General features: G+C 32.4%; 23 protein-coding genes. 16 read left to right on the top strand and 7 right to left on the bottom strand.

All coding sequences use genetic code 11. From position 1 onward, the window contains the following. Together AAC024_RS01725 and AAC024_RS01730 are read left to right on the top strand one after the other, a co-directional pair. A partial coding sequence (locus AAC024_RS01725; RefSeq protein ID WP_339893449.1) for an energy transducer TonB occupies positions 1–907 on the top strand: 907 nt, incomplete at its 5' end. A 266-nt stretch (positions 908–1,173) separates the two neighbouring features. Beyond that, on the top strand, positions 1,174–1,650 hold the full coding sequence (locus tag AAC024_RS01730) for a hypothetical protein (protein ID WP_339893450.1): 477 nt from the start codon (positions 1,174–1,176) through the stop codon (positions 1,648–1,650). Between the two features lie 262 nt (positions 1,651–1,912). On the opposite strand, the gene AAC024_RS01735 is transcribed toward AAC024_RS01730, so the two are convergent. The 3 genes from AAC024_RS01735 to AAC024_RS01745 form a co-directional block, all read right to left on the bottom strand. After that, on the bottom strand, positions 1,913–2,647 hold the full coding sequence (locus AAC024_RS01735; protein WP_339893451.1) for a Bax inhibitor-1/YccA family protein: 735 nt from the start codon (positions 2,645–2,647) through the stop codon (positions 1,913–1,915). Between the two features lie 63 nt (positions 2,648–2,710). Next, on the bottom strand, positions 2,711–3,853 hold the full coding sequence (locus AAC024_RS01740) for a glycosyltransferase (protein WP_339893452.1): 1,143 nt from the start codon (positions 3,851–3,853) through the stop codon (positions 2,711–2,713). Next, the gene (locus tag AAC024_RS01745; protein WP_339893453.1) at positions 3,850–4,824 is read right to left on the bottom strand and encodes a lysylphosphatidylglycerol synthase domain-containing protein; all 975 of its coding nucleotides are present in this window, start codon (positions 4,822–4,824) and stop codon (positions 3,850–3,852) included. Before AAC024_RS01745 ends, AAC024_RS01740 begins: the two co-directional genes overlap by 4 nt. 30 nt (positions 4,825–4,854) lie before the next feature. Here AAC024_RS01745 and AAC024_RS01750 point away from each other — a divergent pair, with 30 nt between their 5' ends. The 8 genes from AAC024_RS01750 (at position 4,855) to AAC024_RS01785 (ending at position 11,100) form a co-directional block, all read left to right on the top strand. Beyond that, on the top strand, positions 4,855–5,493 hold the full coding sequence (locus tag AAC024_RS01750) for a cell envelope biogenesis protein OmpA (RefSeq protein WP_339893454.1): 639 nt from the start codon (positions 4,855–4,857) through the stop codon (positions 5,491–5,493). Beyond that, a complete protein-coding gene (ruvC, locus tag AAC024_RS01755; RefSeq protein WP_339893455.1) occupies positions 5,493–6,047 on the top strand; it encodes a crossover junction endodeoxyribonuclease RuvC in 555 nt (184 codons plus the stop codon). Before AAC024_RS01750 ends, ruvC begins: the two co-directional genes overlap by 1 nt. A gap of 333 nt (positions 6,048–6,380) precedes the next feature. Further along, positions 6,381–7,532, top strand: coding sequence for a radical SAM family heme chaperone HemW (gene hemW / locus AAC024_RS01760; protein WP_339893456.1), 1,152 nt, complete (start codon positions 6,381–6,383; stop codon positions 7,530–7,532). Further along, positions 7,529–8,278 (top strand): cyclase family protein, encoded by a 750-nt coding sequence (locus AAC024_RS01765; protein WP_339893457.1) that lies wholly within the window; start codon positions 7,529–7,531, stop codon positions 8,276–8,278. Before hemW ends, AAC024_RS01765 begins: the two co-directional genes overlap by 4 nt. Then, the gene (locus AAC024_RS01770) at positions 8,279–8,887 is read left to right on the top strand and encodes a DUF4230 domain-containing protein (RefSeq protein ID WP_339893458.1); all 609 of its coding nucleotides are present in this window, start codon (positions 8,279–8,281) and stop codon (positions 8,885–8,887) included. It begins immediately after the preceding gene. After that, positions 8,887–9,249: an MmcQ/YjbR family DNA-binding protein gene (locus AAC024_RS01775; protein WP_339893459.1), complete on the top strand. Its 363-nt coding sequence runs from the start codon at positions 8,887–8,889 to the stop codon at positions 9,247–9,249. Before AAC024_RS01770 ends, AAC024_RS01775 begins: the two co-directional genes overlap by 1 nt. Before the next feature lie 146 nt (positions 9,250–9,395). Then, positions 9,396–10,226: a hypothetical protein gene (locus AAC024_RS01780; RefSeq protein ID WP_339893460.1), complete on the top strand. Its 831-nt coding sequence runs from the start codon at positions 9,396–9,398 to the stop codon at positions 10,224–10,226. 295 nt (positions 10,227–10,521) lie between these two features. Then, on the top strand, positions 10,522–11,100 hold the full coding sequence (locus tag AAC024_RS01785) for a PhnA domain-containing protein (RefSeq protein WP_339893461.1): 579 nt from the start codon (positions 10,522–10,524) through the stop codon (positions 11,098–11,100). Here AAC024_RS01785 and AAC024_RS01790 read toward each other — a convergent pair. Continuing rightward, positions 11,097–11,942, bottom strand: coding sequence for a helix-turn-helix transcriptional regulator (locus tag AAC024_RS01790; RefSeq protein ID WP_339893462.1), 846 nt, complete (start codon positions 11,940–11,942; stop codon positions 11,097–11,099). The two genes, AAC024_RS01785 and AAC024_RS01790, sit on opposite strands and share 4 nt — an antisense overlap. Before the next feature lie 244 nt (positions 11,943–12,186). Between AAC024_RS01790 and AAC024_RS01795 the strand changes: the two genes are divergently transcribed. The 5 genes from AAC024_RS01795 (at position 12,187) to AAC024_RS01815 (ending at position 17,572) form a co-directional block, all read left to right on the top strand. Continuing rightward, entirely contained in the window at positions 12,187–13,116 is a 930-nt protein-coding gene (locus AAC024_RS01795; protein WP_339893463.1) for a dihydrodipicolinate synthase family protein, read from the top strand. 225 nt (positions 13,117–13,341) lie between these two features. Beyond that, the gene (locus AAC024_RS01800) at positions 13,342–13,608 is read left to right on the top strand and encodes a DUF1272 domain-containing protein (protein ID WP_339893464.1); all 267 of its coding nucleotides are present in this window, start codon (positions 13,342–13,344) and stop codon (positions 13,606–13,608) included. Between the two features lie 41 nt (positions 13,609–13,649). After that, positions 13,650–15,236: an aldehyde dehydrogenase (NADP(+)) gene (locus AAC024_RS01805; protein ID WP_339893465.1), complete on the top strand. Its 1,587-nt coding sequence runs from the start codon at positions 13,650–13,652 to the stop codon at positions 15,234–15,236. A gap of 21 nt (positions 15,237–15,257) precedes the next feature. Then, on the top strand, positions 15,258–16,268 hold the full coding sequence (locus AAC024_RS01810) for a 4-hydroxyproline epimerase (RefSeq protein ID WP_339893466.1): 1,011 nt from the start codon (positions 15,258–15,260) through the stop codon (positions 16,266–16,268). A gap of 56 nt (positions 16,269–16,324) precedes the next feature. Beyond that, entirely contained in the window at positions 16,325–17,572 is a 1,248-nt protein-coding gene (locus AAC024_RS01815; RefSeq protein ID WP_339893467.1) for an FAD-dependent oxidoreductase, read from the top strand. A gap of 417 nt (positions 17,573–17,989) precedes the next feature. On the opposite strand, the gene AAC024_RS01820 is transcribed toward AAC024_RS01815, so the two are convergent. Both AAC024_RS01820 and AAC024_RS01825 read right to left on the bottom strand, forming a co-directional pair. Then, positions 17,990–18,463 (bottom strand): GNAT family N-acetyltransferase, encoded by a 474-nt coding sequence (locus AAC024_RS01820; protein ID WP_339893468.1) that lies wholly within the window; start codon positions 18,461–18,463, stop codon positions 17,990–17,992. 3 nt (positions 18,464–18,466) lie between these two features. After that, entirely contained in the window at positions 18,467–18,898 is a 432-nt protein-coding gene (locus tag AAC024_RS01825) for a nuclear transport factor 2 family protein (RefSeq protein WP_339893469.1), read from the bottom strand. A gap of 323 nt (positions 18,899–19,221) precedes the next feature. On the opposite strand from AAC024_RS01825, the gene AAC024_RS01830 reads away from it, so the two are divergent. Continuing rightward, a complete protein-coding gene (locus AAC024_RS01830; protein ID WP_339893470.1) occupies positions 19,222–19,500 on the top strand; it encodes a hypothetical protein in 279 nt (92 codons plus the stop codon). On the opposite strand, the gene AAC024_RS01835 is transcribed toward AAC024_RS01830, so the two are convergent. Next, positions 19,501–20,601 (bottom strand): DUF4407 domain-containing protein, encoded by a 1,101-nt coding sequence (locus AAC024_RS01835; protein WP_339893471.1) that lies wholly within the window; start codon positions 20,599–20,601, stop codon positions 19,501–19,503. Positions 20,602–20,638 lie beyond the last annotated feature (37 nt).

Consider the following 20,638-nt stretch of genomic DNA (forward strand, 5'->3'; position numbering starts at 1 on the left):
TTTTCAGACTAAAAACATATCATTCATCAATCCATTTTTCAAAAAATCATTAATCAAAAAACGAATTATTATGTTACAAAAATCGAAATCAAAACAAGTTAATTTATTTAAATATGTTTTAATTATACCCATAATATTAGGCATGTTAGTTTATACCTCATGTATTGAAGATACTAATGTTAAAGACAGCACTGATAATATTGCTAAAGAAACACAAAAAGAAACACCTTTAATTAATAAGATTAAATCTGTAAAGAATCAAATTCAAGTTCAAGGAAACTTAAATGAGAATGAAGAAAAAGGACTGACTTTACTATTGAAAATTGTTAAAGGAGAAAATTTTGATCAAGACTTGGTAGATCAAGTAAGAGTCTATACGTCTCAGCAATCAGAATCAGAATTAGTTAAAAAAATATCTAATGTTTTTGAGCAAATTCAGATTCAAGGAAACTTAAATAATGAAGAAATTAAAGAACTAAAAGGCTTACTTATTTTAACTAGTGATGATGGATTTAATGATCCGTTTTTTACTGATGTATTAAAGTATGTAAATATTCCTTTTGGAGTTATAGATCAGGTTCCAGTTTTTCCAGGATGCGAAGGCATGAGCAATGAGGAACAAAGAGACTGTATGTCTAAAAAGACTGCTATGCATGTCAATAAAAATTTCAACATAAAATTAGCCCATAGCCTTAAATTGAAAGGCAAACAACGCATTAATGTTATTTTTAAAATAAATAATGAAGGAGATATTGTAGATGTGCGCTCTAGAGCACCACATCCTGATTTAGAAGCTGAAGCTATACGCGTTATTAAAACACTGCCAAAGTTTACACCTGGAGAACATAAAGGGAAGAAAGTAACTGTGCCTTATTCATTACCTATAGTTTTTAAAGTTGCAGAGTAAATGAATCGAATAGCATTGCTATTTTTATGAATACTATTTTAGTACATGACAAAAATATAAAAGTGTCACATTGAGCGCAGTCGAAATGCTTTTGAATACGATATTTCCAATGTCTTCGACTGCGCTCAGATTGACATCCGATATATTATCAATTTTTGTCATGTACTCAGTAATACTATTTAAAACCGAAGCTCAAACTTCGGTTTTTACTTTTTTGAGTATTTAAAATCTAAAAAAATTGTATTTTTCGGTTTCAGTTGAAATCCATGAGGAATCTTTTAGTTTTTATTTTCATTTTATTGCTCACATCGTGTGAGTATTTCAATGTAAAAAAAACATCGTCTGAAGCTATTTTAAAGGAAGAATTACAAACTTTTAATTGGAATGACGTTGATGAATACCCCAGTTTTACAATATGTGATTCTGCTACCTCAAAAGAAGACAAAACCTTATGTTTTCAGCAAACCATAACCGAAAATATTACCAGTTATTTACTAAAAGAACGGATTGTTGTCACTCAAGATATTCACGATACTATAATGTTGCATTTTCAAGTGTCCAAAAAAGGGGAGTTGTTATTGTTGCAAGCAAAAATAGATTCGCTTACTACTCAAGAAATACCTAATATTAGGCAGTTTCTTAATAATAGTCTAGATTCATTGCCAAAAATATTTCCAGCTATAAAACGCGGACAGCAAGTAACCATCGAATTTAAACTTCCTATAGTTATTCATGTAAATTAGCCTTGATAAGACTGCTAATGCAATTTCCATGGCGAGCAGGTGCGTAAGGGATTGCAGAGGAAAGGTTGTTACGCTGGGATTCGCTGAGTTTTCACTGAGATTCACAAAGAGATTTTGTTATTTTTTAAAATCTTGTTTTTTAAATTAAAACCCAAATGCTTATTATTTTATTGTGATCTCTCTGTGTGACTCTGCGGTTCTCCGTGTGTCTTTGTGAAACTTTTGGATAGATATTTATGAATAGAGTTGTGTGCTATAAATTTTAAAATCGAATAGCCAATTTCCGCATGAGTCTTAACACTTCCATATATAACCAAACTAAGGTTACTAGAAGCCCCCAAGTAGCCAGCCATTCTTTATACTTAGGCGATTTATTTTTATGACGCTCTATATAATCAAAGTCAAGAAGCAAGGATAATGAAGCAAAAATGGCAGCAAGAATGTTGAATGCAATAGCGGGCCATGAAGTACCCCAGATAAAGACTTTTATGCCGAAGAAGCCTAAAATCCATGAAATAATATAAATCACAAAAATACTGGTTGCCGCAGTGATAATAACACTTCGTAGTTTTTTGGTAACCACAATAATTCGCATTTGATAGAGTAATAACATAACGATAAAAGTAACGACGGTTATCCCAATAGCTTGATATGGTAAATTAGGAAATTGTGCATGCGCATATACGGTCATGCCACCAAGAAAAAAACCTTTTGCAAGGGCATAAAGTGGTACTAAAATATGTGCCCAATGTTGACGAACAGAAATGATAATACTTATTATAATAGCGACTAGCATACCGCCTAAAGCATACCATTTAATGCTTGCTCCATTGGCGTGAAGCTTCCACATACCAATTGAAATGATAACAATAAGGGCTATGGATAGCATAGATTTTATAAAAACACCACTCACCGACATGGTTTTTGATGACGTGCTTTTATCGCCAAAAAAGTAATTATTAAAGGCTGGGTTTGAAGTTTTGTTGAATAAGTCCATAAGAGATAAAACTACTGAAATTATTTGAAAAAGAGCGCCTCGAAATTTTGCTTAGAGGTTTGTTTACTTTTTGAAGTTGCGTCCTTTCCATTTATAACCAGAAAAGCTTGAAATAAAAGCAATGTAAACGCTAAAAAACGGATAGATAATAAACCCGAAAATATAATTTTTTAAAATGTTTTTTTGATTAAAAAAGGAAGCTGATTTGTAGATTAAAAAGAAATCGATATTAAACTTTATAACTAAAATATAAAGGAGGATTTTAAAATTTAAAACGCTAATAATAGAAAGTACTAGACCAATAACGATTAAAGTGTTCATTAACAAAACAACCAAACCTGTAAGTTTACCAAACCAATTATTATAGGTGCTTGTTTTTGCTGCCCAACGTACACGTTGTGACACTAAATTAGCCCAATTTGGTTGTGGCTGTGTGTTTATAATAACCTGTTCACATTTTAAATAATGAACATATTTAGGCTGTTTTTTTGAGATTTTTTCAAGTAGAAAAATGTCGTCTCCACTGCCAATATTGGTGTTGTCTTCAAAACCGTTTACTTCAATGAATATTGATTTTTTATAAGCAAAATTAGCACCATTACACAAAAAGGGTTTGTTGATTCCGAAACCGCCAATGGTTGCACCTTGTAAACTCAACAGATCTAGTATTTGAAATTGGTTTAAAAATGAATTGTCATTATGGTAAGCTACAGGAGCGGCGATACAAACGGCGTTGTTTTTTTGAATATACTCGTCAAAACTATCTAGCCAAAATATAGGTAATTGGCAATCAGCGTCGGTAGTAATTATCCAATCGTATTTTGCTTTTTTTATTGCTGAGGTTATGGCGTCTTTTTTTGGGGAATTTGTTTTTCTTTTGTTTGAAATGATACTGATGTCAGTTCGAGTGTCCTGATGCAATCGGGATGTATCGAGAACTTTCTGGATAATTTCAACCGAATTATCCTCAGATTCATCATCAACAAAAATAATTTCAAAAAGATGTTTTGGATAGTTTAGAGTTTCGATAGACTTTAATAAATCTGGTAAATTTTCAGCCTCATTTCTAAAAGGAATCACTATTGAAAATCTGGTTTTCGAAGGGATATCTTCTAGTTTAAATACGGCAATTTTATCAATCCCAAAAACAAAACTCCCGATTAATATCAAATACGTAATCGTTATAACGAGGCTAATTAAAATCATATCTTATCTTGACTTTTTTGGAAGTTAAAATCAAGAACATAGTAACTTCCAAATAGACTTGGAATTACAAAGTTGAGCAGCCACATGATAGTAATTATAGAGAGCACAACCAATTCGTTTACATCAGCTAACGAAAATACATATACCGCAACACTTCCTTTTATAATCACATCAAAAATAAAAATAGTTGGAATTATTGACGCTAATAAATACATGGATGTAATAATGGTCATAGCATTTAGATAGCTAAGATTTACTTGAAATATTTGTAACAACATACAAAATTGAAAGGAAAAAATAAGATACCGAATTACTGAAAACAGAAACCCTAAAAGGAGTTTGCTTTTTGGGTATTCTACAACAAAACGTTTTACCTTTTCTAATGAAAACCCTTTAATAGTAAACCTGCTTTTGGTTATTCCAAAGCCTACTAATAGTAATGTTAACAACACCAAAACTAAAAACCGTGACAGTTTATAATAATTTATTTCAGGGTCGTATTCTAGTATATAAAAACGTAACCCGATAACACCCAAAATTGTTGTAACACTCATTTGTAGCAGGTTACTCATTAAGTTAACTAACATGATGCGCTTCCTTAAATTTGATGTGTAATAAATAGCTTTGGCACCGTATTCACCAATTCTATTTGGTGTAAATAATGAGACCGTTAATGCGCCCAAACTTTGCTCCATAGCATTTTTAAAACTTATTTTTTTGATAAAACTTACTAAATGTTGCCATTTTAGAATTTCAAAAAACCAGTTAAAAAAGCTTAAAATCAGTAAAAAAAAGATGTTTTTAGTCGAAAAAATGTTGTTTTTTAGTAAAAAGCTAGTAAAATCAGAAAAGTTTAAAGCGTCATTATTTGCTAATTTTTGATAGATAAAATAAAATGCACCAACTACAATGCTTAATTTAATAAGCACAAAAAAGAATTGTTTAGTTTTGTATGGTAGCGAGTACATCATTCGTGCTGCAAATTAAATCAATATTACCACATGACCTTGAATTTTAAATTGAATACCCAATTTTGGTTTGCATTAGCTTTCCTTTTTTATGGTTTTTCAAGTTTTTCTCAAGGCGATACAAGCACCATTAAAGCGCAATTTGCTTTAGGGGTTAATAGTCCATCATCAAATGGTTTTGTAAGTGATTTTGAATCGAATGCAATTAATTTTCCAACTATTAATCTAGGTCTGCAATACATGTTTAAAACTAATCTTGGAGCAAAATTAGACTTTGGTTTTAATAGAATGTCTAATCTAGATAACTCACCAGAATTTAAAGTGAATTATTCACGGATCAATGCGCAATTGGTATTTGACACTTCAAGAATATTAAGTTTTTCAAATAAAATGGGAACTTTTATTCATGCTGGTCCAGGATTTTCAATGGTAAAACCTTTAGGTAATTACGGAGAAAATAAAATGTCGTATTTGAATGCTATGGGCGGTATTGAGTTTCATTATGGTATTTCTGATAAGCTATCCGTCTATTTAGATACCTCATATATTTTTGGCTTTGGTAAAGATTTCAATCCTATTTCTGATGGTTTTGGGTCGTTTAACGGAGATTTATTAACCATAACTTTTGGCGCATCTATTTCGCTAAGCGGTTGTTATTATTGTGGAGATTAATGAAGCAAGAAAGAATTATTTTAGGAATTGATCCAGGCACAACTATTATGGGTTTTGGAATTATAAAGGTGGTTGGGAAGACGATGCAATTCGTTCAGCTTAACGAACTCGATTTAAAAAAATATAGCGACCATTATTTAAAACTAAAACTCATTTTTGAGCGCACTGTAGAACTGATTGATACCCACAACCCAGATGAAATAGCTATTGAAGCGCCATTTTTTGGTAAAAACGTACAAAGTATGTTGAAGTTAGGCAGAGCGCAAGGTGTAGCCATGGCAGCGGGTTTAAGTCGAGAAATACCTATAACAGAATATCTTCCTAAAAAAATAAAAATGGCTATTACTGGAAACGGAAATGCCAGTAAAGAACAAGTTGCTAAAATGCTGCAAAGTTTATTAGGATTAAAAACACTTCCAAAAAATTTAGATGCTACGGATGGTCTTGCTGCTGCCGTTTGCCATTTTTATAACTCAGGGAAAATTACTGTTGGTAAGAGTTATTCAGGATGGGATGCTTTTGTTAAACAGAATGAAGGAAGGGTTAAGAAGTAATTTTGTCATTCCTGCGAACGCAGGAATCCACTTTTAAATTAGTGACATGATTTATTTGAGAGTTATTTTTTTATTTCTATTTATTTTAGAAATTTATCAAACAAAATTTAAGTATTCTAGAGATAAATGGATTTGGTTTTTAATAGTGCTAGTTTTTGGTTTCTATGGTTATTCATTTTATTTAGTTTTCAGAAGACGATTAATTGTTAAAAGAAAATTTAATCCTAATTTCAAAAAAGCGTAAGTTTAATATTCTGTATGAAAAATTCATGTTATAAGATATCAATCGAATTTCTAGCTGACTGCAAACTGCTACTGAATACTGAATACTAAATGGCTGGCATCTACATCCACATACCATTCTGCAAGCAAGCATGTCACTATTGTGATTTTCATTTTTCAACCTCATTAAAAAAGAAAGAAGAGCTTATTCAATGTTTAGCAAATGAGTTAGAACTAAGAAAAAATGAGCTTCAAAATCAAACCATTGAAACTATTTATTTTGGCGGTGGCACACCTTCTTTATTGACGATCGACGAATTACTATTTTTGATTAATACCGTCTATGAAAATTTCAAAGTCGTTGAAAACCCAGAAATAACTCTAGAAGCAAATCCAGACGATTTATTGGCTGTTCGAGCGCAGTCGAGAACTATTTTTGAAAATTATAAAGACATAGGAATCAATAGACTCAGTATAGGAATTCAATCGTTTTTTGAACGTGATTTAAAGCTCATGAATCGTGCTCATAACAGCAAAGAAGCTCTGGAATGTTTGACTCTAGCAACTCAACATTTCGATAATATCTCCATTGATTTAATTTATGGCATTCCAGGACTGAGTAATGACGAATGGATTGAAAATATAGAAACAGCGTTATCATTTAAGGTGCTACATATATCCTGTTACGCGCTAACTGTAGAGCCTAAAACAGCTTTAGAAACATTCATAAAAAAAGGTATTATTGATGCTGTAGATGACGATTTAGCGCAAGAACAATTCAATATACTGGTTGATAAATTAGAGGCCTCAGGCTTTGTTAATTATGAACTTTCAAACTTTGGAAAACCCAATTATTTTAGCAAAAATAATTCAGCCTATTGGCAAGGGAAGCCGTATTTGGGTATAGGACCTTCAGCACATTCATATAGTGGTGACCAAAGGCGTTGGAATGTGTCTAATAATACAAAGTACATTAAAGCCATTCAAAAAAACGAATTGCCTTCAGAATCAGAAACACTCTCTGAAACTGATAAATTTAACGAATATATAATGACAGGTTTACGAACTATTTGGGGTATTTCTCTTGAAAAAGTGAAAGATGATTTTGGTGAAAATTATAAAAAACAGCTTTTACAACAATCGGAGATTTATATTAAGGAACATTTATTGTATATTGAAGATGACAAATTGTTAACTACAAAAAAAGGCAAATTTTTAAGCGATGGTATTGCTTCAAACCTTTTTAAAATTAATTTATCTTGATTGCAACAATACAATACAACTCTAGAAAACTTCAAATAGATTTATCAAAACCATTAGATATTTCGATGCCAATCATTTCATCAAAAAAAAATGTAAATGTATGGTACATTGATGAACCTAAAATAGAACCTGTTAAGGATGGTGAGTGGACAGCAGCGGTAAGCGAAGGTGCTAGTGTCAATTTTAATAATATTCATTTTAATCCACATGCTCATGGCACACATACCGAATGTGCTGGCCATATTACTGAAAAAGTACATTCTATTAATCAAAACTTAAAAACATTCTTTTTCCTTGCAGAAGTTATTACTGTAGCACCTGAAAATGATAAGGAAGATAAAATTATTTCAAAAAAGCAATTGCAATTTGCCTTGGGAAACAAAAAGAGGGATGCTATTATTTTAAGAACAATACCAAATACTAGAGATAAACTATCAAGACAATATTCACATACCAACTGGACCTATTTAAAAGAAGACGCGGTGAAGTTTTTAGTTAGTAAAGGTGTAAAACATTTGCTAATTGATTTACCAAGTATTGATAAAGAAGAAGATGGTGGTGAGTTACTTGGGCATAATGCTTTTTGGAACACTAAAGGAAAATTACGATTAGATGCTACAATTACCGAATTAATTTACGTGTCAAATAAGATAGAAGATGGTGAGTATTTTTTAAATTTACAAATAGCGCCATTTGAGAATGATGCATCACCAAGTAAACCTATTTTATATAAAGTTATCAGTTAAATGGAAGTTTTTTTAGCCGTAATTATTGCAATTTTAGTAACGCTAGGCGTTGTTACCGTATTAAAGTCTATTAAGAAAAAACAGCTTGTTAATACGCAATCTGCCATACTTTTAGATAAGATAAAAAGGGTGTGTAAGTTTATTACCGTTGAAGGTGATTTTGCTGAAATTTATCATTATGAAGATGTTAAAGAGCGCTTTTTAAAACTCCTTTCTAGCAGAAAGAAAGTACTTGTTGTAATAAATGCTAAGGCTCATGTTGGCTATGATTTGTCTAAAATAGATTTGGAAGCAGATATTGATAAAAAGAAAATTATATTAAAACATTTTCCGCAGCCCGAAGTATTATCAATCGAAACTAATTTGAATTATTACGATAAAACCGAAGGTTACTTTAATAGGTTTGAGGCAAACGATTTAACAGGTTTGCACAAGGAAGCCAAACAACATATTCAGGATAAAATTCCAGAAAGTGGTTTGATTCAAGCGGCTCAAAAAGAAGCTTTAGAAACTATTCTACTTATCGAAACTATAGTCCAAACTATAGGCTGGAAATTGGATTATTCAACTTTGGAAATTGGAACTTCTGAAACTAAGAAGATTCAGTAATGCATATTGAACAAATTAGAGAATATTGTTTAAGTAAAAAAGGAACAACTGAAGATTTTCCTTTTGATCAAGACACCCTCGTTTTTAAAGTTTTAGGCAAAATGTTTGCACTAGCTTCTTTAAAATGGTGGGAACGCGGAGAAGCAGCCATTAACTTAAAAGCAGATCCTGAATATTCTGAAGAACTTCGCGCCGAATATAACTGCATTCGCCCAGGCTATCACATGAGCAAAAAACACTGGAACACACTTTATCTTCATGAAGGCGAATTACAGCCACAATTTATAAAAGCATTAATAGACCACTCGTACGATATGGTTATAAAAGGTATGTCTAAAAAACTAAGAGAAACTTTATTGTAATTTAAGACAATCAAATTATCTGATAACCAGTTTTTTTTGTTGTACATTTATAATCTCTTAATTATATTAATAGCATAATCGAATAGCCCGAAATCTTAAAGTAGTATTTAATTTTAACCATTATAAACTTTAATTTTTAACAGATTATGAAAACAACCAAACAATTATTTTCAGCAATAGTTCTAGCGCTATTGTTATTTAGTAACACTACAATTTTAGCGCAGGATGATGCTCCTAAAGAGCCAAAATTTATTACTGTGACTACCAATCACTGGAATATGGATAAGGAAGACTTTAAACTGTCTGAATGGAAAGCTGCTGCAAAAGAGTACCATGAAAAAGTGACAATGAAGAATGAATACATAATGGGCGCTTCCACATATCTACATAATATGACTCCTGATAATACGGAGTTTCTTTCAGTACAAGTCTTTGCATCTTGGGAAGATATGGACAAGTTTGCAGAGCGAAGTGGTGAATTAATAAAAGAGGGATGGCCCGATGAAGCTAAGAGAAAAGCATTCTTTAAAAATTTAGATTCATATTCTGCTAATGAGCATTCTGACGAAATTTATGCCAAAATACCAGGTGCTAAAATTATGGCCGAAAAACCAACCAAAGATATGGTGTGCTACATAAGAAAAAGTCATTTTGCTTTTCCTGAAGATGGGACCAATGAGGAATTTAATAAATTAAGAATGGAAGGCAATGCTGCTATTGTTCAAAAAAATCAATACGTAAAAGCATACTATCCAAATGTGCATGCTTGGGGTTCAGATAAAACAGAGTATTTTGAAGCGTTTTTCTTAGATTCAATGGCAGATTTAGATAAAATGTTTGATAGAGATGATGAATTGATGAAAGAAGCATTTCCAGATACCGAAGCTAATAAAGCAAAAGGAAAAGCTTATGGGAAATATTTTACGGGTGTTCATGGCGATTATGTATATACATTTATACACGACCTTACCAAATAAAAGTATTTCAATGCTATAAAAAGAGACTGTCTGAAAAGTCAATTTTGGAGTAAATTATCACATTGAGCGCAGTCGATATGGATTGGAAATCAATATTATAACGTTTTCGACTGCGCTCAAACTGACAACACGAAAAACTTTTTAGACAGCCTCTTTCTTGTTTAAACCAGTTTATGTAATAGATTTTCGAATACATAAAGCTAGTTTCAATAAAGATATCTTACAAATCTTAACTTGTAGAACCTCCTATTTAGCTGTATCATTGTAATACCAAATGAACTTCAAAATAACAGTTATGAGCGTTTTACAAACATTACAAGAACGAAGCAATAATACATGTGAATTATGTATTTCTACAGAAGATTTAAAACAGTACACCATCCCGCCATCATTAAATGAAAATGTATCTAACGATGTTTTGGTTTGTAAATCCTGTTTAGACCAAATTGAAGAGCATGAAGATATGGACCCAAACCACTGGCGTTGTTTGAACGATAGTATGTGGAGTGAACATAAAGCGGTTCAAATTATGGCTTGGAGAATGCTTCAAAGACTTCGTAACGAAGGCTGGCCGAAAGACTTACTAGATATGATGTATTTAGATGACGAGGCTATGGCTTTAGCAAGAGCTACTGGAGAAGATAAGGACGAAAGCGAAAAAATTATTCACAGAGATATTAATGGTGTTATTTTAGAAAATGGAGACCATGTGGTGCTTGTAAAAGATCTAAAAGTTAAAGGCTCAAGTATGGTAGCTAAACAAGGTACTGCGGTTCGAAATATTCGTGTAGATTATGAGAATGATAAGTTTATAGAAGGTAAAGTTGGTGCGCAACAAATCGTTATTATTACAGAATACGTTAAGAAAATTTAATGCGACATCTTTTTAAATTCAGTTGGGTTACAGCTTTTAGTGGCTTTAAATTGTCTGTTGAAATTAGACATGTTATTAAAGCCAACACGTTCTGCAATTTGTATAATAGATAAATCGTTATTTGATTGTAATAATCTACAAGCGTGTTCTACACGAAGCTCGTTTAAAAACTGAACATAGGTTTTATTCGTGCGTTTTTTAAAATACTTACAAAAGGCGTTTTTTGTCATATTAGCGACGTTAGAAATGGTCTTTAATGAGATGTCGCCTTGAAAGCTATTCATGGTATATTCAAAAACATTCCGCATGCGTTGTCCTTCATTATCCGAATACGTTTTATCATAAATAAAGGATGATAGGCTATTATAATTGGACTTCGATGTGATTTTTAAAATTTGAAGAAGTATTAAAAAGCGATTTAACTTGGTGCCTTCAGCAAGTTGAAAAAACAAAGTATTAATCTGTTTTAGCTTTGAAGATACTTTAAAGCCATGTTTAGCACGTTTAAAAAAAGCTTGTACTTCTTTTAATTCCTCTAAGTCAAAAAAGTTTGAGCCAAAAGAAGGTCTTGTAAAAAATAAGGATATCATATGGAAGTTTTTAGAAGCAGACTGATCACTTTTAAAAACGTGCGGAATATTACTGCCAATAATAAGCACATCATTTTTTGCATAATCGTTCACTGAATCTCCAACAAGAAGTGTACCTTCTCCTTCAACAATCAGACTTATCTGAATTTCTTTATGTTGATGAAGTTTGTCATAGAAAGAAGCCCCGTAATCAACTTGAAAAACAAGCGCATCTTGTTCTGGTTTGGGAATTTTGAATGGTAGAGCTTTCACTTGTGCTGAATTTATTTCAGTATCTCATTAAATCATTTTTCATCATCTTTTGAAACTGATGAACACAAAATTACACAAATAATACTCAAATACTAAGTAGTTTATCATAAAATGGATAATATAGTATTCATTGTGATTAATAAACCATTCTTTAAAATGTAAATGCTGGTGTAATTTTACACTAGAATTCATCTGGACTTTTTGTGTAACCTAAAATGAGTTCAAAAATCAAAAATTAAAGATTATGAGTATTCAATGGAAAGGTGTCATGCCAGCAGTAACAACCCAATTCAATGAAAATGACGAGTTGGATTTACAATTATTTAGAAAAAACATTCAAGCACAGTTAGATGCAGGTGTACATGGTATTGTGTTAGGAGGGACCTTAGGGGAAGCCAGTACTTTAACGGATGAAGAACGACGTATTTTAACCAGAGAAACCGTTGCAATAGTAAAAGGCAAAGTTCCAGTGTTAATGAATATTGCAGAACAAACTACCGCAGCCGCAATCGTCTTAGCAAAAACGGCTGAAGAAGATGGCGCAAAAGGACTTATGATGCTGCCTCCAATGCGTTACAAAGCAAGCGACGAAGAAGTTGTAGAATACTTTAAAGCCGTTGCAAATAGCACATCATTACCAATTATGATTTACAATAATCCAGTAGATTATAAAATTGAAGTGACTTTAGATATGTTTGAAACGCTTTTAGAAAGCTGTCCTAATATCCAAGCTGTTAAAGAATCTACCAGAGATACAACCAATATTGCACGAATAAAAAACCGTTTTGGCAATCGTTTAGCCATTATGTGTGGAGTAGATACTTTGGCTTTAGAAAGTTTACTTATCGGAGCAGATGGTTGGGTAGCTGGTTTAGTAGATGCTTTTCCTGCAGAAACTGTAGCTATTTACGAGCTTCAAAAAGCTGGTAGAATAAAAGAAGCCATTGCTATTTATAGATGGTTTATGCCACTTCTAGAGTTAGATATACACACAAAATTAGTACAGTATATAAAACTAGCTGCAACGCATACAAATATTGGTTCAGAATTTGTTAGAGCTCCAAGATTAGTCTTAAAAGGTGATGAGCGAGTTCGCATAACAAAAATTATCGAAGATGCTTTAGCCGTTAGACCAATATTGCCAGATTATAAAAATCTAAGTACTTTAGTATAATTAATTTGGGTGTTACCGCTCCAAAAAGCGGTCGGGCTTTTCGCTATATCTTTTTTAACGTCATAGCGAGGACAAAGGACGTGGCTATCTGTTTAATATTAGTTATAAACTAAGTTCAGACCTTCTTAATAAAAAAGGATGCCGCTGCAATCCCTAACACGGGACTATCCGCTAAGGGCAGTTTTAAATCAGGATTAGTTAGTGTTAGTTTAAGAAAATAACAACATGTTAGAAATAAGACCAACATGCGAACATTGTAATAAAAAATTACCATTTGATTCTCAAGAGGCAATGATTTGTACCTTTGAATGTACCTTTTGTGAAAATTGTGTAAACGCCGTATTACAGCATGTTTGCTCTAATTGCGGAGGAGGATTTGAGAAAAGACCAATTCGTCCAGAGCAATTATTAGAAAAATATCCAGTATCAACAAAAGTGGTTCACAAACAAGTTGATATAGAAAAACATATAGAAAGAATTAATAACAAATAAAACTAAATATTTCCCTCCTATGGAGGGATTAAGGGAGGCTTATGATAACAGGAAAAAATTACATCGGAAATCAACTATCAGCAACAGGAAACAAAACGTTTAAAACATTTAATCCTTTGCTGAATATTGAAAACGAATGGGAAATCACAGAAGCATCAACTAATGAGGTTAATCAAGCCACAGAATTAGCTTCCGGAGCGTATAGAACCTATTCTAAAATATCAGGAGAAAAAAAAGCAGTATTCCTAAGAACCATTGCTGAAGAAATTGAAGCTTTGGGCGACGAATTATTACAAGTATATTCCTCAGAAAGTGGCTTTCCAAATGGAAGAGCCATGGGCGAACGCGGAAGAACACTTGGGCAATTACGTGCTTTTGCAAACCATATAGAGGCAGGTAATTGGGTAGATGCCTCAATTGATACGGCACAACCAGATAGACAGCTATTACCAAAGGTGGACTTAAGAAAGATGAATGTTGCTTTAGGCCCCGTTGTCGTTTTTGGAGCATCAAACTTTCCTTTTGCATTTTCAACAGCAGGTGGCGATACCGCAGCGGCTTTAGCAGCAGGTTGTCCCGTAATTGTAAAGTCACATCCAATGCATGCAGCAACTGGCGAAATGGTTTCTAGTGCTGTTATAAAAGCAGTAGAAAAAACAGGCATGCCAAATGGTGTGTTTTCAAATTTAAATAGTAGTGGTATTGAAATAGGACAAGCTTTGGTGCTGCATCCAAAAGTAAAAGCAGTTGGCTTTACAGGAAGTATTAATGGTGGTCGTGCATTATACGATTTAGCCGCAAAACGTAAAGAACCAATTCCCGTATTCGCAGAAATGGGAAGTATTAATCCCGTCGTTTTGTTACCAAAAGCACTGAAAAATAGGGCAGAAACAATTGCTCAAACGTATGCAGGCTCGATTACTTTAGGTTCTGGACAATTTTGCACAAATCCAGGCTTGATTATTGGTGTAAAATCTGAAGGATTAACCAATTTTGTAAATACTTTAGCTAAAGAAATTGTAAAAATTGAACCTTCATGCATGTTGCATCCAAATATTGCAGGCGCTTATGAAACCAATAAAGCCAATGCAATAGCTCAAAGCGGATTAAAAGTATTGGCTGGTTATGAAAATGAAGTAGAACCTAATTTTGCAAGACAAGTGGTAACTACCGTTGAAGGTGAAACATTTTTAAACAATCCAACATTGCATCACGAAGTATTTGGGCCATTTTCATTAGTTGTTCAATGTCAAAATATAGAACAACTAGAAGACGTTATTTCAAATTTAGAAGGCCAACTTACGGGAACAATAATTTCTGATGATAATGAAATTGTTAAACATTCAAAAATTGTTAATGCCTTACAAAATAGAGTTGGACGCATTATTTTTAACGGTGTACCAACTGGCGTTGAGGTCTGTCCTTCAATGCATCATGGAGGTCCCTATCCTGCGTCAACAGATTCAAGATTCACTGCAGTTGGTGTAGATTCGATTAAGCGATTTGTAAGACCATTTAGTTATCAAGATTGGCCAAATGAGTTGCTTCCAGATGCGCTTAAAAACGAAAACCCTTTAGGGATTTCCAGATTGGTAAATAATCATGCAACTGCTGATAAGATTTCATAATGATAATATTTAGCATGGAGAATGTCTAGACATATATTTGAATGTATTGATGCTCATACTTGTGGTAATCCTGTGCGAGTAATAAAGCAAGGTGCTCCGCAGTTAAATGGAAATACCATGAACGACAAACGCCTTTATTTCATGAAAAATTATGATTGGATTAGAACAGGTTTAATGTTTGAACCTCGAGGACACGACATGATGAGTGGTAGTATGCTTTATCCACCACACAACCCAGAAAATGATTTTTCTATATTATTTATTGAAACATCAGGGTGTTTACCCATGTGTGGTCATGGAACAATAGGCACCATAACTATAGCTATTGAAGAAGGATTAATAACACCCAAAACCCCAGGAAAAATACTAATGGAAGCTCCCGCTGGTTTGGTAGAAATTGAATATGAACAAACAGGAAATAAAGTAGATTGGGTCCGTTTAGTTAACGTGAAAAGTTTCTTAGCGGCTCAAGATTTAACTATTGATTGTCCAGAATTAGGAGAGCTAAACTTTGATGTGTCTTACGGTGGCAATTACTATGCGATTATAGATCCTCAACAAAATTTTTCAGGAGTGCATGATTTTTCAGCAGGACAAATCATTCAATATTCTCAAGTAATTAGGAATAGAATCAATGAGAAATATACTAATATGTTTATTCACCCTGAAAATGACACCATACGTGATGTAACACATTTACTTTGGACAGGAAAACCTTTAGACTCAACATCAACCGCAAGAAATGCTGTGTTTTATAGTGATAAAGCCATTGATAGAAGTCCTTGTGGAACAGGAACATCCGCGGTTTTAGCACAATTACATGCTAAAGGAAAACTTAAAAAAGGAACCGATTTTATTCACGAAAGTTATATTGGGAGTAAATTTACTGGTCGTGTTGAAGAAGAAACGACTATAGATGGAAAACCAGCTATTATTCCTAGTATTAAGGGTTGGGCAAAAATATTTGGATATAATACTATTATTATTGATAGCGACGATGATCCTTATGCGCATGGTTTTCAGGTGATTTGATTTATAAAAATATAATCATCCTAAATTTGTTTCATAATCTTTTAAAATTATATTGAATGTCAAAAAAAGTTATAATTATTGGTGGTGGAATAATAGGGTTATGTTCTGCGTATTATCTTCAAAAAGAAGGACATCAAGTTACCGTTATAGATCAGTCAAATCTCGATTCTGGTGCCTCTTATGTCAATGCAGGTTACTTATCTCCAAGTCATATTATTCCTTTATCTGCGCCAGGCGTCATGAAAAAAGGCTTGAAATGGATGTTTAATAAGTCAAGTCCATTTTATATGAAACCACGGCTAGATTTAGATTTTTTAAAATGGACTTTAGCTTTTAACAAATCGTGCAACTCAAAACATGTTAAAAAAGTAATTCCTACTATTAAAAATATTACCCTTTTAAGTCAAGATTTATATGAGGATATCAAGCGAGATGAAAACTTTTCATTTCATTACGAGAAGAAAGGTTTACTCATGTTATGCCAAACCGATAAAGCGTTAGAAGATGAAATAAAAACCGCTCGTTTAGCTAAAAAAGAAGGTTTAGATGCAAAAGAAATTAACCTGAAAGAATTAAAGCAGTTAGAGCCAAATATTGAGTTAAATGTAAAAGGAGCGACTTATTATAAATGTGATTCTCATACCACACCACATGAGTTTATGGAGGAAATGAAAACACATTTAAAAAAGAAAGGTGTTATTTTTTATATCAATGAGAAAGTTGAAGACATAGAAGTTGAGAACCAAAAAATTTCAACAATCATAACCAGTAAACAAGTTTTAAAAGCAGACGAGTTTGTTTTAGCAGCAGGATCTTGGAGTACTTTTTTAAATAAAAAATTAGGATTGAATTTATTGCTTCAAGCCGGAAAAGGGTACAGAATAAATACAACAAACCAAACCAATATTTTAATTCCAGCAATTTTAAGTGAGGCAAAAGTAGCGGTAACACCTATGAATGGCTTTACACGATTTGCTGGTACTATGGAAATTGCTGGGATTAATCTTAATATAAATAAAGTAAGAGTTCAAGCTATAGCCGATGCGGCTAAAGGATATTATCCAGAAATTAATTTATCTGCAGAAGAAAAAAATAATGCGGCATGTGGTTTACGCCCTTTGTCACCAGACGGATTGCCGTATATTGGTAAATCTTCAAAATGTAAAAATTTAACTATTGCTACAGGTCATGCTATGTTGGGTTGGAGTATGGGCACAGCAACAGGAAAATTAGTGTCAGAAATCATTTCGGAACAAAAACGGTCATTAGAATTAGATCATTTTAATCCAGATAGAAAATTTTAAATTATGCGATATATTCAAATTTCAAATTATAAAAATACAATAGTGTCCGATTAAAATTTGTAAGATAGTCCGAAGGATAGATTGGGTATAGGCTAAAAGATTTTTTTCAGATATGCCCCTTACTTTTACAACAATTAAAAAATCAAAAGCTTTCTGAAATGACAAATCTATTGTAAATTGATTATCAATTAGCTGAGTACATGACAAAAATTGATAATATATCGGATGTCAATCTGAGCGCAGTCGAAGACATTGGAAATATCGTATTCAAAAGCATTTCGACTGCGCTCAATCTGACACTTTTATATTTTTGTCATGTACTAAAATCAATGCGTTAAAATCAAGTCTTTTCCGATAGCTATCGGAACTATATTCTATCAGCGAAGTGCTCTTGGTTCTTTTATCAGACAATAATGATTATAAATCTAAGTTTTCAATATCTAAACGCATATTAATCATATGCTTTTTAAAACCAACTTTTTGGTAGGCGTTTATGGCCGGAATATTGTCGTCATAAACATCCAACCTTACTTCGAAAATATTACGCAATTTACACCATTGTAATAAAGCATCAATAATATGTTTATTCAGTTGTTTCCCTCTATGCTTTTCAGAAACATACATAAATCCTAAATAGCCTTGTTTTTCGTGTTTTAAGTAGTGTCTGTCAGATTTAATTTTTACATAACCAGAAGCTACTATTTCATTTTCGATTTCGGCAACAAAAACTTCAGAGTATGGACTTGTTATTAATTCTGAAATATCGTAATATGTAATTTCGCATTCCTTTATTGTAGGGTCAAAAGGGCGTTCTGCTTCAATAACACCTTGTTCAAACCTTAATAAAACAGTTAAATCTTTTAAAGTAGCTATTCTAATTATTGGTGTCATGAATTAAGAAGATGTATCAGCAATAATTTTCCATTCCTCATTAATCTTTTTTAAGATAATCATAAAAATACCATCAGCATTTCCAACGTCTCTTTTAAGATGATACTCACCTAAAACAAAATAGGCGCCTTCGCTTATTTTTGTAACATCATTAATTTTGTAACTGAGTTTTCCTGTATGCCCTTTTGTAGGGTAGGCTTTTTGGTAACGTTCTAAAGTATTTTCCCAGCCATAAGTAACACCATTACTTCCATAAAATTTTAGTGAATCACTCTTCCAATAACCTTCCATAAATTCTTCCAAGTTATTATTAGACCAAGCAATTCTTTGTTTTTTTAAAACTTTATTGATGGCTTTTATGTCGGCTTCATCATTGGATTGAGCATAGCTGCTAAAAAAGCATACCATGGAGAGTAATACAATTAGTTTTTTCATGTGTAGGTGTTTATTGTTTTTATAATCATAATTTTAGTATGATTAATCTAGAAGCAAAAGCCATACCATCCTAATTATTTGTATGGCAAACTTTGATTTGCTATATTATTAATTGATTTAATAAACGTAAATGTAACAAAATCTTATATTAAAAAAAGGTTGCTCGTCGATGAAATTGACATCAAATATTTTTTCATCTAAAGTTAAAATCTATTGGTCGAAAAAATAGTGTATAAATGGCATTACTTTCCTACTTTTAACTTGTGGTCAAAATGATTGCGCTCCCTCAGATGTATTGTTTAACCCTTAAAAATCAATTTATTATGGATTTTCAAATTACAAATTGCAACAACTTCTTTAAAGTAAAAGGTATTCTTAACAAGAAGAGTGTGAGTTTATTTAATGATGAATTTAACAACATTTTTGAAAAAGTAAACAACCTTACTATTAGTATTCAAGACATTGTAAGTATGGATAAATACGGTGTTGATGCTATTGCAAAACTTCATGAAAGAGCATTAGCTAAAAACAAAAAATTATCTATAATTGGTTTTGGTTGTAAAGAACTATATGATCATTTTAAAACAGAAATAGCAGCTTAATTATAATATGTTTTTTTGCTGTTTATAAAAGGCATCTGCCTGCAATTGCATAAGTTCCCTCGCTTTTTTGCGCTTGTAGGTATATAATTCCTCCTCGTTTTCTATATCGTTATAAATACGGTCATTAATAGCGTAATCTGTTTTTAATAGGGCTTCGCGCTGGTTTTTATTTTGAAGCACATTTGTTTTTAATGCTGTTTCTTGATCCTCCAATTTATAATCATAAGCGCCTTTAGGCGATAAAAGTTTAGCAAGAATAGGAGAAGTTTCAATGGCTAAAAACAATAAGAATATAAAAAATGATGGAAACCAAGGCAGCTTTCCTAAAGCGGTAACCCGCGCCATTAAACCATCAAAATTATTAATAATGGGTTGTGTAGTAGCAACTTGTGTATCGTAATCTCCTTTAAGTTTCACTATTTCATTTTCAAGAGCAGTAATTTTTCCTTTATTATCAATTTTTAACTGCTGCAATTCTGCCAATAAAGCATCATGTTTTTCACGTTTTTCTTTATAAACGGGGCCTTTTCCTAAAAGTTTAGTGCCAGCAGTTCCTTCTGCTTCAGTGATATAGGTGTTATAAAGATTATTAACTTCTTTTTCTTTGATGTCTACCTCATTTTGTAAATCAGTTATTTCATTTTGAAGCGCAGCGATACTTGGTGTAAATTGTTCTGCAAGTTGTGTTTTATTCGCTAAAGTCAATTCGTTTTTCTGTTCTAATAATACTTGATTGATTTCTTTTTCGAAAATCTTTAGCTCTAAAGGTTTTGAAATAACAACTGCAATAATGACTGCTAAAACGATTCTAGGTGATGCTTGAATTAATTCATCGATAACGTTCCCCGTTTTTTTAATGGTGGAAACAATATATCGGTCTAAATTAAAAATAAGTAAACCCCAAATGAGCCCGAATAAAATAGCCGAATATAGATTATCGAAAACCGTGTATAATGCATAACTAGCAGCAATAAAAGCCATAACTGCAGTAAAGAAAACGGTAGCTCCAATACCAGCGTATTTGTTTTGTTCTCCTATAGAACAATCCTCTAAAATATCAGTATCTGCTCCTGAGCAGATTATAAAAAAGTGCTTTAACATAATATGATTGTTTTTTGATTGATTGACTATTAGAACG

This window comes from uncultured Algibacter sp. (genome assembly GCF_963976535.1).
GTDB lineage: Bacteria > Bacteroidota > Bacteroidia > Flavobacteriales > Flavobacteriaceae > Algibacter_B.

Bases quoted from the DNA above. Each gene is read 5' to 3' on its own strand.
- AAC024_RS01730 (WP_339893450.1), top strand. From the start codon at position 1,174: ATGAGGAATCTTTTAGTTTTTATTTTCATTTTATTGCTCACATCGTGT.
- AAC024_RS01735 (WP_339893451.1), bottom strand. From the start codon at position 2,647: ATGGACTTATTCAACAAAACTTCAAACCCAGCCTTTAATAATTACTTT.
- AAC024_RS01740 (WP_339893452.1), bottom strand. From the start codon at position 3,853: ATGATTTTAATTAGCCTCGTTATAACGATTACGTATTTGATATTAATC.
- AAC024_RS01745 (WP_339893453.1), bottom strand. From the start codon at position 4,824: ATGATGTACTCGCTACCATACAAAACTAAACAATTCTTTTTTGTGCTT.
- AAC024_RS01750 (WP_339893454.1), top strand. From the start codon at position 4,855: ATGACCTTGAATTTTAAATTGAATACCCAATTTTGGTTTGCATTAGCT.
- ruvC (WP_339893455.1), top strand. From the start codon at position 5,493: ATGAAGCAAGAAAGAATTATTTTAGGAATTGATCCAGGCACAACTATT.
- hemW (WP_339893456.1), top strand. From the start codon at position 6,381: ATGGCTGGCATCTACATCCACATACCATTCTGCAAGCAAGCATGTCAC.
- AAC024_RS01770 (WP_339893458.1), top strand. From the start codon at position 8,279: ATGGAAGTTTTTTTAGCCGTAATTATTGCAATTTTAGTAACGCTAGGC.
- AAC024_RS01775 (WP_339893459.1), top strand. From the start codon at position 8,887: ATGCATATTGAACAAATTAGAGAATATTGTTTAAGTAAAAAAGGAACA.
- AAC024_RS01780 (WP_339893460.1), top strand. From the start codon at position 9,396: ATGAAAACAACCAAACAATTATTTTCAGCAATAGTTCTAGCGCTATTG.
- AAC024_RS01785 (WP_339893461.1), top strand. From the start codon at position 10,522: ATGAGCGTTTTACAAACATTACAAGAACGAAGCAATAATACATGTGAA.
- AAC024_RS01795 (WP_339893463.1), top strand. From the start codon at position 12,187: ATGAGTATTCAATGGAAAGGTGTCATGCCAGCAGTAACAACCCAATTC.
- AAC024_RS01800 (WP_339893464.1), top strand. From the start codon at position 13,342: ATGTTAGAAATAAGACCAACATGCGAACATTGTAATAAAAAATTACCA.
- AAC024_RS01805 (WP_339893465.1), top strand. From the start codon at position 13,650: ATGATAACAGGAAAAAATTACATCGGAAATCAACTATCAGCAACAGGA.
- AAC024_RS01810 (WP_339893466.1), top strand. From the start codon at position 15,258: ATGTCTAGACATATATTTGAATGTATTGATGCTCATACTTGTGGTAAT.
- AAC024_RS01815 (WP_339893467.1), top strand. From the start codon at position 16,325: ATGTCAAAAAAAGTTATAATTATTGGTGGTGGAATAATAGGGTTATGT.
- AAC024_RS01820 (WP_339893468.1), bottom strand. From the start codon at position 18,463: ATGACACCAATAATTAGAATAGCTACTTTAAAAGATTTAACTGTTTTA.
- AAC024_RS01825 (WP_339893469.1), bottom strand. From the start codon at position 18,898: ATGAAAAAACTAATTGTATTACTCTCCATGGTATGCTTTTTTAGCAGC.
- AAC024_RS01830 (WP_339893470.1), top strand. From the start codon at position 19,222: ATGGATTTTCAAATTACAAATTGCAACAACTTCTTTAAAGTAAAAGGT.
- AAC024_RS01835 (WP_339893471.1), bottom strand. From the start codon at position 20,601: ATGTTAAAGCACTTTTTTATAATCTGCTCAGGAGCAGATACTGATATT.